We start from the raw sequence: 14936 nt of genomic DNA, 5'->3' as shown, positions 1-14936 counted from the left end.
GCGCTTCAGGCCTGTGAACTTGGGGTTTCTTCAATCCTTGTGAAAAGTGTTGACGAAAAAAGCCCTCCGCACTCTACTGAGGCTCCTGACCGCTCCGTCCCGCACTGCCCGCCGAGCCCGCCGCACGGGGAGGGCGGGACGGGGTGGTCGACCGACCACGTTCGGACAGTGGGGCCGGCAGGAGGGTGCTCGTGTCCATGCGTTCGTTACTTGTCGTCGCCGGGAGTCGCCGCGACCGTCGGCCCGGGCATCGCCGGGGGCGTCGGGGCTCAGGCCAGGGTCGGAACCGCCCCGCCCTCCACCCGCTCGACCGTGACTCCCGGCAGGCCCGCCGTCCAACGGGCGACCAGCGGGGACAGGTCGGCCGCGGCCGGCGGGTTCGACCCGAGCCCGATCGCGTAGCGAGCGAGCGTGTCCCGCGACACGAACGGACGGGGCCAGGCGTGAGCGTCCCCGACACCGCCCTCCTCCAGCGCGGCGAGCAGCGCACGCAACCGGCCGCGCACGCGGCCCAGCCGCTCCTCGAACTCCCCTGCGTCGCCCCGTACGGTGACCACCGCCCAGGCGGCGTGTCGTCGGTGCGCCGGCGCTCCGGCCGCGGCGAGCGGGCCGTCCGCGCCGGCCTCCAACGCCTCCCAGGCCGCGTACAGCTCCCGGACCAGCAGGTCGCGCGTACCCGGCCCCACCTGCGTCGTGCAACTGCGGACCGGATCGGAGGGGGTGAGCACCGTGACGGGGTCACGGTCGCTCCCGCCCGGGCCGTGCGCGGACGGGAGCCCCGCCCCGGACTCCTGCCCCGCCCGCTGCGCTGCCGCGGATCCCGTCGCCCCCAGGGACACCGGCTCGCGCCAGTCCCAGGCCGCCCACATCCCGAAGAACTCACGGGACAGCGCGTCGGGAGCCAGGTCGCAGGCCTCCCGCACCGTCCGCGCGGCCAGCACCGACCAGGCCAGGCCCGGCAGTCCGCCGAACGGCGCCGAATCCAGGCCCCGCGCCCGCGCCCAGGCCTTCACCTCGCGGGCCAGCCCGGTGAAGGCCGCCTGCCGCGGGCCCACGGAGTCCCGTACCGCGTCGGCGTCGCCGACCGCGCTCAGCGCGATCCGCGCCGCCTCGCCCAGCTCCGCCCGTCGGGCCACGGCCCGCTCCGGCTCCATGGCGCCGGTGGAGACCACCACCAGGTCCACGTCCAGTCCGCCCACCCGCAAGCGCAGCCCCGGCACCCGCGCCCCCGGTACCGACCGCAGCCGCTCGGCCTCGGGCAGCGCCGCCGCCACCCGGCCCCGCACCTCCTCGATGCGGACCTCGCCGGCCAGCGCCGCCACCAGGTCCAGATCCGCGTCCGGCAGCGCGCAGCCCATCCGCCGGGACCCCGCCACGTGCACCACGCCCTCGCCCAACGCCGCCGTGATCCGGGCGAGGACCGCCCCGGGATCAGGACGGCCCCGGTCGGCCGACGAATCCGTCGACGGGGGGATCGACGGCTCGACCGACGGCTCGACCGACGGCTCGGTATCGGGTACCCACCTGACCTCGCCCGTGCCCAACTCCACCGTCGCCCGGACCTCCATCGGTCCGTCCCCGCGCCGCGACAGCACGGCGAGCGAGCCGACCCGCGCCCGGCGCGTTCCGCCGCCGAGGCGGGCGCCGAACTCCGCGACCGCCCGCCGCGGATCGTCGCTGCGCCCCAGCGTCAGGTGCGGGGTGTAGCCCTCGGCGCGGCCCCGGCAGCCGGGGAACCGTGCGGCCAGTGCCCGTCGAAGTTCATGCCAGGGCGCGGCGCCGTCGGCGGCCGGGTCCAGCCACAGCGTGGCGTCCTCCCGGTGCCCGAAGTCGTGTACGCCCTCCAGGCGGGCCGTGAACGGGGAAGCCTCCGCCGCGACGTGCGCCAGCAGCGGCATCGCCGCCTCGAACGCCGACTCGGGAACGAAGCCGAAGAGCAGGTTCACGTGCGCGGGCCACCGGTCGACCCGGGGATCGTGGGCGCGCCGAAGGGCGTCCACGGCCGGGTCGGCCGGTGGGAGCCAGGCCACGGCCGTGCGCGCCGTCGCCGCCACGTCCAGGCGCGCGGGTCCCTCGTCCGGTGCCTCGAACCCCACCGTCGCCTCCACCCCGAAATGGTCCGAGACGAACAGCCCGTCCGGGCCGGGGACGTCGCCCCGCAGCGCCGCCGAGCGCACCACGCCCGACGACCGCAGCAGGATCCGGTCCAGTCGCGCGGACCGTCCAGAGAGCGAGCCCACCGCCGCCAGCGGGTTCACCGCCGGATCGAAGGTCGGCGTGTCGTCCGCCGCCCCGTGTACCTCGGTCCAGGCGTCCCGGAGTCCGAGCGCGGCGGCAGGGCCCTCGGCCCCGGCCCGGCCGTCGTTGAAGTCGCCGACGAGGGCGATCGGGGCGTCGACGGAGCCCAGGCCGTGGGCCAGGGAGGCCAGTTCTCCCGTCCGCCGGTCCGCGCCGTGTTCGCTGTGGTCGCTCGTCAGGTGGGTGTTGGCCACCACCAGGGGCCCGGCCGCGGTGTCCACCGTCACGGCGATCACGGCCTTGTGCGGGCGCAGTTCGTGCAGACCCGCCTCCCGCACCGGCAACCGGCTCAGGATCAACAGCCCGCACTCGACGACGTCCCGGCCGCGCGGGTCGGCGCCCACCGTGTACCGCTCCCGCACCCACGGCTGCGCGAGCAGCATCGTCAGCAGCGCCGGTTCGACCTCCTGGAGCGCGATCACGTCGGCGTCGGCCCGGGCCAGGTCGGCCAGGAGCATCGGCCTGCGCAGCGCGGTGGAGATGCGGGGCGCGTCGTACCGGTCCCACAGCGTGTTCCACGTGACCAGCCGGACGGCGTCCACGCGCGGGGCGTCGGGGTCCGGTTCGGCCGGCCGCCAGGCGCCCTCGCCCGCCGGGTCCCACGCGTGCGGGATCCGTACGGTGAAGAACGGCGCGTCCAGCAGCCGCGGTTCCTCGATCCGACCGGCCCGCGTGCCGTCGATCACGTCCAGGCCGGTGGCCCGGTCCCACACCAACTCGCCGTCCGCCTCGACGAACAGCACCCGGTGCCAGGGGATGTCGCCCCCCGGCACGAACGACGGCAGGGGCACCCGCTTCGGGGCGGCCCCGCGTTGCAGCAGCCCGAGCGTGAACCGCGCCGGATCCAACCGCGGGTCCCAGCGCACCTGGTGGTAGAGCTCCTCGCTGGTACGCATCACAGGTCCCCGTCCCGTTCCGCGACGGCACCGGCGGTGTCCTCGACCCGGCCCCCCGCGCCGATGTACCAGGTCCGGTGTGCCCGGCCCGGATACGGCGGAGCGAACCGCCGCAGCTGTGACTCCAGCACCGCCGCGGGCACGGGATGCGGGCGGACCGTGTTGCGCCGCACCAGCTCCGCCTCCTCGACCCACACCACCGCGTGGGTGACCAGAGCGTCCCGGCGGCGCGCGACCGCGCCCGCCAGACCGCGCTGTTGGTCATTGAGGGAGGTCGCGTCCCACACCACCGTGCCACCGGTGCGCGTGGCGGCGGCCAGGGCCAGGCTCAACCGGTCGAGGCCCTCGCGGAGCACGTCCGCGTTGTCCTTCTGGTCGCCGCGCGCACCCCGGGCGGCCCGCAGGTCGTCAAGGCTCACGTACGCGCTCACGCCGGGCAGCGACCCGGCGAAGGTGCTCTTGCCGCTGCCCGAGGGGCCGCACAGCTGGATCAGCCGGGGGAACGCCCCGTCGCGCCACCGCCAGGTCGCGGCCACCGCCTCCTCGGCGGTGCGCGCCCTGCCCAGCGCGAACGCCTCCCGCGCCTCGGCCCAGCAACGGTCCGCCGCGTCCGCGTCCACACCCGCCACGCCGTCCCGCAGCCCCGACCGCAACAACCCCAGCGGGTCCGGCCCGAGCAGCCCCGCGTCCTCGGCGCACAGCGCGGACCACTCCACGCACTCCCGGGCGGCCCTGTCCGCCGCGGCCCCGGCCAGCGCGTGCAGCACACCCAGGTCGGCCGCGGCGGCCAGTCGCACCAGCCCGGCCCGCCGCTCCTCGTCCGGGAACGGCCGTCGCAGCACCGGGTACAGCCCGACCAGGTCCGCGACCCGCCGGGCCGTCGCCATCCCGAGCGGCCCGGCCGCGAGCCGCGCCCCGAGGGCCGCCCGCCGCTCACCGCGCAGCGCGGCGGCCAGTACCCCGGCCAGCCGCGCCTCGCCGGTGCGCCCGGCCCCGTCCAGGCGGGCGGTCACCTCCGCGACGACCTCCTCCGTCGACGCGGCGGACGTCCCCGGGGGGTCGACGGCGGGCATGGGGGGTTCGGCGTGCGCCGCCGGACCCGCCCCGACCGCGTCCCGCAGCGCCGCGACGTCCGGTTCGGAGCCGGACCGGACCGCCCACAACGGGGCCCGCCGCCCGAGTCCGTTCGGTACGACCTGCGCGTACATCCAGTGCGTGTCGGTCTGTACGTGCCCCACTCGGACCCACTTCGCGACGTACCGACCGAAGTCGGCGCGGGTGAACCCGTCCACCGTGCGGACGACGTAGCCCTCCTGGCGGTTCGTGTCGAGCCGCAGCCGGCGCAGCGCCCGCTCGTCGAAGACCCCACGCCACAGGACCCTCGGGCTCGGCACACCGATCCCGTGCAGGAACCGCACGGTGCGGTCCCAGTCCAGGCAGGAATCGCCGTCCCACACGGAGAACCCGTAGAACCAACTGTCCAGGTCCTCGTAGGCGAGGGAGTGACGTGCGTACAGGTTCTCGCCGCACACCCGCCAACCCGCCGGGATCCCGGCCCCGATCCGGCCTTGCAGCGCCTTCACCCACGCCCGCGACGGATGGTGCCCCGAGTCGAGGGAGCGCGCGTGCGACCCGTCGGAGTACAGGGTGGTGTTCTCCCCGTCGAGCTTCTCCGTGACCACCACCTCGCGTCCGGCCAGAGCCGAGAGCCCGGAGGCGCGGACATCGTCCGCGCTCGCCCCGGGGGACCAGGGAAGATGCGCCGTACGGGGGTAGTGCGTGCGCATGGTCCGCTCCTGCTCGACGACGTGGTGCCCCGTCACTCTAGAGAGCCGGAGGTGGCCGGATCCACCCGATTTCCCCAGGTGAACGCGGCCCCGACCGCATGTGCGGGGCGCTGGACGCCCCGCGCCGCGGCCCGTCTCCGGTGCTCCGGGGCCGCCCGTTCAGGGGCGGCGGCCCGCCCACGCCACGAGCCGGTCGATGGCGGGAGCGTCGGCGGCCACGTCCGTGACCGGACCGAAGGGGATCGGCCCGCCGCGCGCCTCGGCCGGCAGGACCCGCCGCACGAGGGTCAGCGCGCGTTCCACCAGGGACTCGTCCCACACCGGCCGCTGCCCGGTCGCGCGCGCCAGGTCCCAGGTGTGCACGGTCAGCTCGTGGCTGTACATGAGCGCACCGGCCGCCCCCGGCAACCGGCCCACGGGAAGCCGGAGTTCGCGCCCCAGGATCCCCGGGTCGGCCCACACGTCGGCGACCTCGCGAGCGGCGGACTCCCAGGCGCCGGCCCACGCCCCGTCGGCCAGTTCGTCGGCGAAGGACGGCACGCTGAAGGGGTCCTCGCCGCGCCCGATCACCGCGATCCGGCGCACGACGGCGACGAGGTGGCTCGACAGCCGCCGGACGTCGAAGTCCTCGCACGGGGTCGGGGCGTCGTACTGGTCGGGGCGGACGGCGGCGAGGGTGCGGCCGGCGAGTGCGATGGCCGTCGCGAGGTCGTCGCGCGGGTCGAGGGCATCGGCTGCCGGCGTGGCGGCCTTGGTGGAAGGGGACTGCTCGAACGACGTGGTGTCTGTGGTCATGCACGCCATCCTGGTCATCAAAGTGGCCACCTTGTGGCCTGTTTTTCGAGCACAATGAACCCATGAAGGCTGACCGTCTGGTGGCGATCCTGCTGTTCCTCCAAGAGCGTGGTCGCGTCACCGTCTCCGAGGTGGCAGCGGAGTTGGAGACCTCCGAGCGCACCGCCCGTCGTGACCTGGAGGCGCTGGCCGCGTCCGGCGTGCCCGTCTACTCCCAGCGCGGCCGCGGCGGCGGCTGGTCGCTGGTGGGAGGGGCCCGCACCAACCTCACCGGACTCACCGCCGACGAGACCCGGGCGCTCTTCCTCGCCACCGGCCCCCTCGCCGTCACACCCGAACTCCGCACCATGCTCCGCAAGTTGGTACGGGCCCTGCCCGCCACGCTGCGCGCGGACGCGGAGGCCGCCTCGCGTGCCGGCGTCACGGACACCACCGACTGGTCCCGCAACCCCGCCACGACGGACACCACGCACCGCACCGCGCTCCAGGCCGCCGTCGTGGACGGGATCAGGGTCCGCCTCGGATACGAGGGAGTCGGCAAACCGGCGGGGGTCCGCGAGGTCGAGCCGCTCGGGCTCGTCTCCAAGGCGGGAGCGGAGTACCTGGTGGCCGGCACGGAGCGGGGCCTGCGCACCTTCCGGCTGAGCCGGATCGTCTCCGTCGAGCCGACGGGCGAGCCGGTCGTCCGGCCGCCCGACTTCGACCTGGCCACGGCGTGGCGCGCGCTCGCCGAGACGATCGAGGGCGGGATGTACGCGGCCACGGCCCGGGCCCGCGTCGAACCGTCCGTCCTGCCCCTCCTCGGCCGACTGCTCGGCGGCCGACTGCGGGTCGGCGAGCCGCTGCCCGACGGCTGGACCGAGGTGTGGGTCGACGGTCCGGCGCCCCGGGCCATCGCCGCGAGCCTGGCCGGGCTCGGCGGCCGCGTGGAGGTGCTGGAACCGCCCGAGGTGCGGCGGACGCTCGCCCGGACCGGCGCCGAACTCACCGCGCTGTACGCCGACGACGCACGGCCCCCGGGAGCCGACGGCGCCGAGGCCGACCCCGAGGACGACAGGCCCCCCGGGCGCCGCGTCGACTGACCGGGCCGCGCACCGCCACCCGCGCCCGGCGAGCCGACCGCGACCGGGGCCCGCGCTCAGTACCCGACCGTGAACCGGCGCCCCGCGTGCGCGTCCCGCTCGACCTCGTCCACCAGGGCGACGGCGTAGTCCTCCGTGGAGATCCGGCTCAGCCCCTCGGCGTCCACGATCAGGTCGTCGAGTCCGAGCCGGTACGTCCCCGTGCGTTCGCCCGGCGCGATCAGCGCGGCCGGGCTGAGGCTGGTCCAGTGGACCTCCTCCACCGGCACGGTGAGCAGGAAGTCGAGGGCTTCGCCATGGGCGCGCATGACCGCCAGGACCGGCTCCGGGACGTCCTCCTGGTCCCAGACCTGCCGACCGCCGGCGGTGCGCAGCGAGCCCGCCCCGCCGACCGTGACCAGCCGGGGCCTGGACGTCTCGTCGGTGCCCAGTGTCTGCACGCCGCCGATCAGGGACCTCGCGGCGGTCACGATGGCGCCCGCGTCCCCCGGACCCGGTCCGAAGGCACTCACCACCACGTCGTGCCCCTCGGCGGCCTCGGCCACCGACGACGGGTCGAGGACGTCGCCGCGCGTCACCGCCGCACCGTCCGGGTCGGGGAGCCGCTCCGGGTCCCGTACCACCGCGGTGACCTGGTGACCGCGGCCGAGTGCCTCGTGCAGCACCCGACCGCCGATGGTGCCGGTCGCGCCGAACAGGGCGATCCTGGCCATGCCCGCTCCCTGGGTTCAGGGGCCCCGTGCGGGCCCGCCCCGCCCATGAAACCGAACCCGTCAGGCCCGGCCCGGAAGCCGGGCCGGAGCCAGTCGGATGACGCGCCGCCGACGGGGTGACGCGACGGCCCCGCCGAACCGCGCCCCGCCGACTCCCGGCCCGTCGACTCCCGCGCGGGCGACCCCCGGCCCCACCGAACGGCGCCGGGTCAGCCCGAGACCGCCTGGACCGGTACCGCCGCGGCCAGCCGTCCGCCCGCCGGGAAGTGCAGCCGGTCCAGCCTCGCCGAGTACGGCCACTCGCGGGCCCGGTGGAAGCACAGGTCGCTCGGCAGCGGGACCTCCCGCAGGTCGGCGGCGTACGCCCCGTCCGGCAGCTCCGCCACGGCCGCCGCGAGCAGCGGATCCGTCGAGCCCGCCCACTCCGAGACCGGGGTCGGACGCGGCCACGGTTCGCCGGTGTTGGGGAACAGCCACTGCGTCACGCCGGCGATCCGCGCCGCGAAGTCAGGCCCGCCGGCGGCCCGGCGCACCCGCCGGACGAGGTCCAGCAGCAGGTCGGCGGGAGACTCCGCGAGGAGTTTCACCTCGGGGTATCTCCGGAGCGCGGCCGGGTCGGCGGGCACGGAGACCGCGTACCCCCACTGCCCGGCCTCGGGGTCGATCCGGATCTGGACGAGGGCGCCGCCCCGCCCGTACCGCACGCCGGCCAGCGGCCAGTACGTTCCGTCGCCGCCCAGCATCCGGTGCAGTTCGGGATCCACGCCGAGGGCGTCGCCGCCCGGCCGCAGCCACAGCGTGGGCAGGCCCGTGACGGTCACCGAGCCGAACTCGCGGAGCACCACCCGGACGTCCTCGGGGACGGGTACCGGCCAGCCGTCCATGACGGAGTCCGCGCTCCCCGCTTCGAGTACGACGTACGAGGGGAACTCCGCCGCCAGGGCGCGCAGTTCCGCGACCGCGCGGTGCGGGGCGTCCTCGGGCGACGCGTGCCGGCGCACCGGACGGCCCAGGAAGTCCCCGCTCACCACACTGTGCAGGAGGAGCGCCCGGCCGTCGCCCACCAGCCGGAACCGCACGTCGCTGCCGCTGGTGTCGGCGGTGCCGTGGAGGGTGGAGAAGTACGGTTCCCAGCCCACCCCGCAGGGGTACGCGGGCAGGGCCCGCAGGTCGACGAGGTCGGTGAGCGGGTCCCCGCCACCGACCAGGGCGGCGAGTTCGGAGTCCGGGCCCTCCGCCACCGCGACGCTGGGGACGGCCTTCACGAACGTCCCGGGTACGGGTCGCTCGGCGCCCTCCGCGAGCCGCTCGGCGAAGCCGGTCAGCCACCGTACGAACTCCGGGGCCTCGACGGTGACCTCCGGGTCGTCGGCCCGGTGCGGGAACACCGCCACCACCGGACCCCAGTCGCCGGTCCCGGCCCCCACGATCAGCGAGCCCTCTCCGTAGTCCAGGTCTCCCAGGGTCCAGTGGCCGTCGGTGAACACCTGGCGGCCGCGCGGCCCGAAGACGAACTCGCTCTCCCCGGTCCGCACCCCGCCGATCTCCCGCAGCACGGCTCGCAGCGCCTCGGGCACCTCGACCCGCCAGGCGTCCATCTCGGAGTCGGTGAACCCGTCGAGGACCTCCACCTCGCCCGCCCGCTCCCGCGCCAGTTCCCGCAACGCGCCGACCACCGCTGCCGAGTCGGTCATGCCCCACACTCCCCGTGTCGTCCACCCGCCGGCCCCGCTGCCCGACGACGTCGTCACGAGGCTATGCGCCCGCACTGTCATCAGCGGCACAGGGCCACGATGGACGGCGACACCGTCCCCTTGGCCGCCGCGCACAGCGGCGCCATGTCGTACGAGCGCCTCGGCGCCGGCCGGGCTCCGGGCCGTACGGACTCCCGCCCGCGGGGCTTGGCGGCGGGCGCGCGGTGCGCCGGGCGGGCCGGCGCGACGGGCGCGGCGTGCCGCGGTACCCGCCCCGTGCGTCGCGCCGGGGCCGCCGGCCCGGGGGCCGTGCGCGGCGGCGCGGCCCGCCCGGGGCCGGCCGGCCGCGGCGCAGGGGCGGTGTCCGGTGCCGCCGTGGCGGGCGGGGCCGGCTCGGAAGGAGCGGGGAGGATCCGCAACGGCCATGCCTCCACGACCTGTTGCGGGGGAGCGGGGGTCGCGGCGGACACGGGCGGGGGCGTCGTCCCGGTGGTGTCCGCCGGCCGTACCGTCACGCACCCGGCGGTCAATGCGAGCGCGAGTACGACGAGGGCCAGGGGCACGGGCGGAATCCGGCGCGGCTGCATCCGCCCACCCTGCCGTACCCGTGCCCCGTCCCGCGCCCGACGTCACACGGACGGGTGAGCGAGCCGCGCGGACCGGCGGAGGTCGCTCAGGCCCCGCAGGTGACGGCGTCGCGCGGCGTGTAGCGGGTCTTCATCGTCTCGCGCCTGACCTCCTGGCCGCCCTTCACGAAGATCCGGTCGACGGCCACGTCGAAGCCCTCCAGCGGGGTCTGGGTCTCGCACTTGGGGCCGCTGCCGGTGCGGGCGGCCGGCGCCTTGACGTTGGTGCGCGGGCCCTTGACCGCCTTGACCTCGTCGTACTTCCCGGTGCCGAGGAAGGTGACGGTGACCGAGGTGTCGGTGGCCGTCGCCTGGATGTACAGGGCCCGGCCCGTGTCGTTGGCGAAGCGCAGGTCCAGGCTGCCCCAGGCGACCGTGGCCTCGCGGCCCTCGGGGTAGCGCTCGATGTAGAAGGCGTGCGCCCCGTATTCGAGGGGTTTGACGCCCGCGAAGAACATCGCGTTGAAGACGGTGGTGGCCACGGCCGAGACCCCGCCGCCCGCGGCCTTCTCGTACACACCATTGTTGATCATGAGGCCGTCGACGAAGCCGTTCTCCTTCGTCCGCTCGCCGACCCGCCGGTTGAAGCTCCACGTCTCGTCGGGCAGCACCACCGAACCGTTGATCAGCTCGGCGGCCCGGCCTATGTTCGTGGTCCGGTACGGGGCCCGCTCGAACGGGACGGTGAAGGTGGACACCTGCTCCGTGATGCCGAGTTCGCGCACCGACTCCCGCGTGAGCCGCGGCCGGACCGACTCGGTGGCGACCTCTCCGGTGCGGGCGGCGGCCCCGGCTCCGGTCAGCAGCGGCAACACGGCCTTGCCCAGCGTGGCCTCGGTGACCTGTTGGCCCGGCTTCCCGTCCTCGACGACGGTGACCCGGCCGTCGTCCACCCGGAGTTTCGCCTCGACGGGGCCCCGGGTGGCCTGCCGCAGGGGTCCGCCGAGGGCGGGAGCGGCGAGCAGTGCCTTCGCGTCCAGGCGGGGGGCCAGTCGGCCCCGGCCGTCGTCCTTCAGCGTCAGGTGCCTGCCCAGCAGGGTGGGGGACACCGATATGCGCCTGCCTTCGACGGTGAGGGTGACCGGCGCCGACACGGCCGGTCGCGCGAACTCCTTCAGCGCGCGGTCCGTTTCCTGTCGGCCGACGCGCGGTTCGGTCGTGCGGACCGGCAGTTCCACGGGCTTGCCGGCGGCCGTGGGGTACGCGGCACGCAGCGCGTCCAGGGACCGGTCGGCGTCCACGGCGATGCCCGTGACCGGGGCGACCGCCTCGGCCCGGCCCTTCTCGAAGGTGACGGAGCCCTCGCGGGCCGCGCGCCCGCTCTTCTCGCCCACCCGGTCGAGGGCGGCACGGGCCGTCTTCTCGTCGAGGCCGACCACCGGCCGTACGTCGGGGTCGCCCGAGGCGAAGAGGCGTCCGATCGCGGTCAGCGGGTCCGAGCCGGAGCGCGCGGCGCGCTCGACGGTCGCGGCGGTGTCCAGGGAGAGGCCGAGGGCGCCCGGGGCGAGGCGTTCGGAGCGTTCCCCGACGCGCAGGACGACCGGTGCCGCGGCGTCCGGGCCGAGTTCACGGTCCAGGGCCCGCCGGGCCTCGGCCCGGCTCATTCCGCCCAGGTCGACGCCGCGCACCTTCGTGCCCGCGGCGATGTCGCTTCCGGTCAGGAGGAGTCCGGCGACGTACAGGCCGCCGAAGCCGAGCACCGCGACGCCGCCCGCGACACCCGCGACGACCGGTGCGGTCCACCGCATCCCGTCGGCCGTTCCGGTGTCGGTACGGGAAGCGCGTCGCATGTCGGCTGGTTCTCCTCGATCCGGTGAAGTGGTCGGACCGGCGGCTTTCACACGGCCGGTCCGCACGACGGAAGCTATCAAGATCGACATAATCAGGTAATAAGAAGGTATGGATTCGGTAAAGCCGAATCGAGCCATCCGGCAGGCCGGGGTGTCGGGGCGTCGTAACCCGGGGGCCACGCCCGCTGTTGCACAACCGGCGGGTCCACCCACGGTGAACGGAGTTCCAATGCCGCAGCTGACCGATGACGCCGAGCGCGCGGGTACCTGGATGACACCGGCGGAGTACGGGGCCTCGCGCGCCACGCTCTGGACCGCGGCCGTCGTGCTCGTCACCGACCCCGACGGCCGGATCCTCCTCCAGACCGTCGACTACCGCCCCGACCGGCTGCTGCCCGGCGGCGCCGTCGACGCCGGGGAATCGCCGGCCGCCGCGGCCGCCCGCGAGATGCGCGAGGAACTCGGGGTCGAGGGCCGCTATCCGCAGGGGCTCGCCGTGGACTGGGTCCCCGCCGACACCCCCGGCTTCCCCGCCGAGATGCGCTTCCCCGGCGAGATCCTCCACGTGTACGACGGCGGTACCTGGAGCCCCGAGCGCATCGGGTCCGTCCGCCTCCCGGCCCAGGAGATCACCGGCATCGAGTTCGCCGAACCGGCCGACCTGCCCGCCCTGATGGACGCGGGTGACGCCCGCCGCGCCCTGTCCGCCCTGCGGGCCCGCGTCAGTGGCGGCGGCCCCGCGCTGTTGGAGGCGGGCCGCCCCACCAACCCCACGGTGCTGGACCGGCTCGGCGTGCTGCGCACCCGACGGATCCCGCAGCACGGAACCTGGCACCGCGGCCCGGTCCCCGCCGGCCTGCCGGTGCGCGACCGGGCCGGTTGGCTGTTCGCGCCCGACGGCCGGGTCCTGCTGCTGATCGCCCGGGCGACCGGCGCGGCCCACCTGCCGACCCCGGAGGCCGAACCCACCGCGGCGCCGGTCCCGATCGGGTACCGGTACGACGGCCAGGGCGCCCACGCCCGCGGCGCGGCCCGCCTCACGGCCGTGCTCCCGAGCCGTGACCCGGCGTACGCCCGCCTCCTGGCCACGCCCGAACAGGTCCGCGAGCTCAGCGACTGGGGCCCCGCCGGCCACGAGGAACTCGCCGCCGTGCACGCCGCCCGCACCCACCTCTGCCTCCCCGTCCCGCCCCGCACCCCGCCCACGGAACTTCCCCCGGAGGGCGCCCGTTGGTGACCGCCCGGCCGCGGGCCCGGGAAATCCGCCCCCAACGGTGCGCGGTCCCCCAGCATGGGGACATGAGCGACAGTGCGATCACCTACACCCTCTACATCCAGGCCGACCCCGACCGGGTCTGGCAGGCCCTCACGGAGCCGGCCCTGACCCGCCGCTACTGGGGCCTCAGTTTCGAGACCGACTGGGCGGTGGGCTCGACGATGGACTGGATCGAGCGAGGTGCCCGCACCAGCGATCCGGCCCAGGTCGTCCTCGACTGCGTGCCGAACCGCCGGCTCTCCTACACCTGGCACACCTTCACCCCGCAGTGGGCCGCCTCGGTGGGCGTCGGGGAGGAACTGCGGGCCGAGTTGGCCGGCGAGCCGCGCACGGAGGTCGCGTACGAGATCGAGCCGGTCGGGGACACCCTCGCGCGACTGACCATCCGCCACGAGGGCTTCGTACCGGGCGGCACCCTCATCGGCATGTGCGGCCGGGCCTGGCCGATGCTCGCCTCCAGCCTCAAGACCCTGCTGGAGACCGGAGCCCCGCTGCCCGAGCCGGGACACGAGGGCGGGCAGGGAGCCGGGGGACACGAGGCCCACGAGCGCTGACCGGGCGCCGGGACCGGAAACGCGGACGGGTCGACGTCGGGCGCCCCGACCCGACCCGCTTGTGGTGCCCCTGACATGATCTCCGTCAAGTCGTTCCACCGACAACAGGTCTGACGGGCCGGAGAGCGAGTACGACCATGGGTCCGAGCCTGACGGAGATACTCGACGCGGCGGCCGTCGGGCACTTCCCACCGCCCGACGGCGGCACGACCGTCGTCCCGCAGGAGAGCGGACGCGACGCGGGCGTCATCGCCTTCACCGCCCACTCCGTGGTGTTCACCGACGAGGACCCGGACTGGGTCCGCTCCACCCTCGCCGCCCTCACCTGCGACGGCCTCGCCGCCACCATGAACCCGCGCTTCCTCGCCGCGTTCCTGGACCGCACGGGCCGCGGCCACGACACCATCGACCTGCTCACCGTCGCCGGTCCGCTGGCCGGCCCGCCGCCACTGGAACTGTCCGAGATCGTCGACCCGGACCACCCCCGGGTCCGCCGGGCCCTGCGACGACGCCACGACATACGGGTCTGGTCCGCCGCCGGCGGCGTACTCGTCCTCGGTCGGGGGATCGCCGACCGCTGGGAGGCGGCGATCGAGGTGGATGAGGACGTGCGCCACAAGGGCCTCGGCCGGTCCCTGGCACTCGCCGCCCGCCACCTGGTCCCTGACGGGGCGCCCGTCTGGTCCCAACAGGCCGCCGGGAACGCCCGCAGCATCCGCGCCTTCCAGGCCGCCGGATACCGCCCGATCGGCGCGGAAGCGCTGCTCCTGGCCCCTGAAGCCGCCCGTGCGGCCCGCTGACACCCCACCCCCGCTCCAGGCCGCCGGCGCCCCCCTGGGAACCGGGAGCCCGCGGGTGTCGTGTGGAATGGACGTCATGGGGAGAGCCGAGAACCAGAGGCACGGGGCGCCGGGAGCCGCCCCGGCACCTCGGGCCGAGGAGTCGACCGCACCCGAGTACTGGTCCTACACCCGGCACCTTGTCTCCCTGGCCGCCGCGGCCGGGCACTCGGAGGCCGGGGCGGTGGCCGCCGTACTGCGCGACGCGGACCGCGTCATGGCGGAGAGCGCGGTGGTCACCCACCTCGACCGCAGGGCCGCGCACCTGCTGGACGACGACGGCTTCCCCGCCTGGGCGCGGGCCATGGAGGACGTGTTGAGCGGCCGGGACTTCCCGGCGCGCAGGCTCCACGAGTGGAACCTGCTGAGGTCGATCACCGTCGACGAGTTCTGGTCGGCGCAGGAGCTCACCGGTGCCTCCGACTGGTGCCAGCGGACCGCCGTCGCGCTGCTCACCTCACGCGCGGCCCTCGGCCTGCTCGCCTCCGCCGCCCGTACCCGTCGGGTGCGCAACGCCGCCGTCCAGCGCCTGCGCAAGCTGCCGGAGGCCTGACCCGCGTCACCCCGGCCGACGGCTCGGTCGCCG

12 protein-coding genes are annotated in these 14936 nt (G+C 75.6%); 5 read left to right on the top strand and 7 right to left on the bottom strand.

What is annotated here, in order from left to right; all coding sequences use genetic code 11:
- Nucleotides 1–269 precede the first annotated feature (269 nt).
- The 3 genes from OHA84_RS05300 to OHA84_RS05290 form a co-directional block, all read right to left on the bottom strand.
- The gene (locus OHA84_RS05300; RefSeq protein WP_266973028.1) at nt 270–3194 is read right to left on the bottom strand and encodes a poly(A) polymerase; all 2925 of its coding nucleotides are present in this window, start codon (nt 3192–3194) and stop codon (nt 270–272) included.
- Nucleotides 3194–4981: an RNA ligase family protein gene (locus OHA84_RS05295; protein WP_266973030.1), complete on the bottom strand. Its 1788-nt coding sequence runs from the start codon at nt 4979–4981 to the stop codon at nt 3194–3196. The genes OHA84_RS05300 and OHA84_RS05295 overlap by 1 nt, the downstream gene beginning before the upstream one ends.
- 159 nt (nt 4982–5140) lie before the next feature.
- Entirely contained in the window at nt 5141–5776 is a 636-nt protein-coding gene (locus tag OHA84_RS05290) for a TIGR03086 family metal-binding protein (protein WP_266973032.1), read from the bottom strand.
- A 62-nt stretch (nt 5777–5838) separates the two neighbouring features.
- Between OHA84_RS05290 and OHA84_RS05285 the strand changes: the two genes are divergently transcribed.
- Nucleotides 5839–6858 carry a YafY family protein gene (locus tag OHA84_RS05285; RefSeq protein WP_266973034.1) on the top strand — a complete coding sequence of 340 codons (1020 nt, stop codon included), beginning with the start codon at nt 5839–5841 and terminating at the stop codon, nt 6856–6858.
- 56 nt (nt 6859–6914) lie between these two features.
- On the opposite strand, the gene OHA84_RS05280 is transcribed toward OHA84_RS05285, so the two are convergent.
- The 4 genes from OHA84_RS05280 to OHA84_RS05265 form a co-directional block, all read right to left on the bottom strand.
- Complete coding sequence (locus tag OHA84_RS05280; RefSeq protein WP_266973036.1) at nt 6915–7571, bottom strand: NAD(P)-dependent oxidoreductase; 657 nt, start codon at nt 7569–7571, stop codon at nt 6915–6917.
- Between the two features lie 209 nt (nt 7572–7780).
- Nucleotides 7781–9265, bottom strand: coding sequence for a hypothetical protein (locus OHA84_RS05275; RefSeq protein ID WP_266973038.1), 1485 nt, complete (start codon nt 9263–9265; stop codon nt 7781–7783).
- Nucleotides 9266–9345: 80 nt separating this feature from the next.
- Entirely contained in the window at nt 9346–9852 is a 507-nt protein-coding gene (locus tag OHA84_RS05270) for a hypothetical protein (protein WP_266973040.1), read from the bottom strand.
- A gap of 86 nt (nt 9853–9938) precedes the next feature.
- Nucleotides 9939–11681: a VanW family protein gene (locus OHA84_RS05265; RefSeq protein WP_323181928.1), complete on the bottom strand. Its 1743-nt coding sequence runs from the start codon at nt 11679–11681 to the stop codon at nt 9939–9941.
- A gap of 229 nt (nt 11682–11910) precedes the next feature.
- On the opposite strand from OHA84_RS05265, the gene OHA84_RS05260 reads away from it, so the two are divergent.
- The 4 genes from OHA84_RS05260 to OHA84_RS05245 all read left to right on the top strand — a co-directional run bounded on the left by OHA84_RS05260 (nt 11911) and on the right by OHA84_RS05245 (nt 14903).
- The gene (locus OHA84_RS05260; protein WP_266973042.1) at nt 11911–12918 is read left to right on the top strand and encodes an NUDIX hydrolase; all 1008 of its coding nucleotides are present in this window, start codon (nt 11911–11913) and stop codon (nt 12916–12918) included.
- Nucleotides 12919–12980: 62 nt separating this feature from the next.
- Complete coding sequence (locus OHA84_RS05255) at nt 12981–13511, top strand: SRPBCC domain-containing protein (protein ID WP_266973044.1); 531 nt, start codon at nt 12981–12983, stop codon at nt 13509–13511.
- A gap of 137 nt (nt 13512–13648) precedes the next feature.
- Nucleotides 13649–14311: a GCN5 family acetyltransferase gene (locus OHA84_RS05250; RefSeq protein WP_053682106.1), complete on the top strand. Its 663-nt coding sequence runs from the start codon at nt 13649–13651 to the stop codon at nt 14309–14311.
- A gap of 76 nt (nt 14312–14387) precedes the next feature.
- Entirely contained in the window at nt 14388–14903 is a 516-nt protein-coding gene (locus OHA84_RS05245) for a hypothetical protein (protein ID WP_266973046.1), read from the top strand.
- Nucleotides 14904–14936 lie beyond the last annotated feature (33 nt).

This window comes from Streptomyces sp. NBC_00513, assembly GCF_041431415.1.
Taxonomy (GTDB): Bacteria; Actinomycetota; Actinomycetes; order Streptomycetales; family Streptomycetaceae; genus Streptomyces.
The sequence above is the reverse complement of the archived record's forward strand: the minus strand, read 5'-3'. Positions and strand labels throughout refer to the sequence as shown.

Excerpts from the sequence above, each read along its gene's own strand:
- OHA84_RS05270 (WP_266973040.1), bottom strand. The coding sequence starts at position 9,852 with ATGCAGCCGCGCCGGATTCCGCCCGTGCCCCTGGCCCTCGTCGTACTC.
- OHA84_RS05290 (WP_266973032.1), bottom strand. The coding sequence starts at position 5,776 with ATGACCACAGACACCACGTCGTTCGAGCAGTCCCCTTCCACCAAGGCC.
- OHA84_RS05260 (WP_266973042.1), top strand. The coding sequence starts at position 11,911 with ATGCCGCAGCTGACCGATGACGCCGAGCGCGCGGGTACCTGGATGACA.
- OHA84_RS05245 (WP_266973046.1), top strand. The coding sequence starts at position 14,388 with ATGGGGAGAGCCGAGAACCAGAGGCACGGGGCGCCGGGAGCCGCCCCG.
- OHA84_RS05250 (WP_053682106.1), top strand. The coding sequence starts at position 13,649 with ATGGGTCCGAGCCTGACGGAGATACTCGACGCGGCGGCCGTCGGGCAC.
- OHA84_RS05255 (WP_266973044.1), top strand. The coding sequence starts at position 12,981 with ATGAGCGACAGTGCGATCACCTACACCCTCTACATCCAGGCCGACCCC.
- OHA84_RS05285 (WP_266973034.1), top strand. The coding sequence starts at position 5,839 with ATGAAGGCTGACCGTCTGGTGGCGATCCTGCTGTTCCTCCAAGAGCGT.
- OHA84_RS05280 (WP_266973036.1), bottom strand. The coding sequence starts at position 7,571 with ATGGCCAGGATCGCCCTGTTCGGCGCGACCGGCACCATCGGCGGTCGG.
- OHA84_RS05265 (WP_323181928.1), bottom strand. The coding sequence starts at position 11,681 with ATGCGACGCGCTTCCCGTACCGACACCGGAACGGCCGACGGGATGCGG.
- OHA84_RS05300 (WP_266973028.1), bottom strand. The coding sequence starts at position 3,194 with ATGCGTACCAGCGAGGAGCTCTACCACCAGGTGCGCTGGGACCCGCGG.
- OHA84_RS05275 (WP_266973038.1), bottom strand. The coding sequence starts at position 9,265 with ATGACCGACTCGGCAGCGGTGGTCGGCGCGTTGCGGGAACTGGCGCGG.
- OHA84_RS05295 (WP_266973030.1), bottom strand. The coding sequence starts at position 4,981 with ATGCGCACGCACTACCCCCGTACGGCGCATCTTCCCTGGTCCCCCGGG.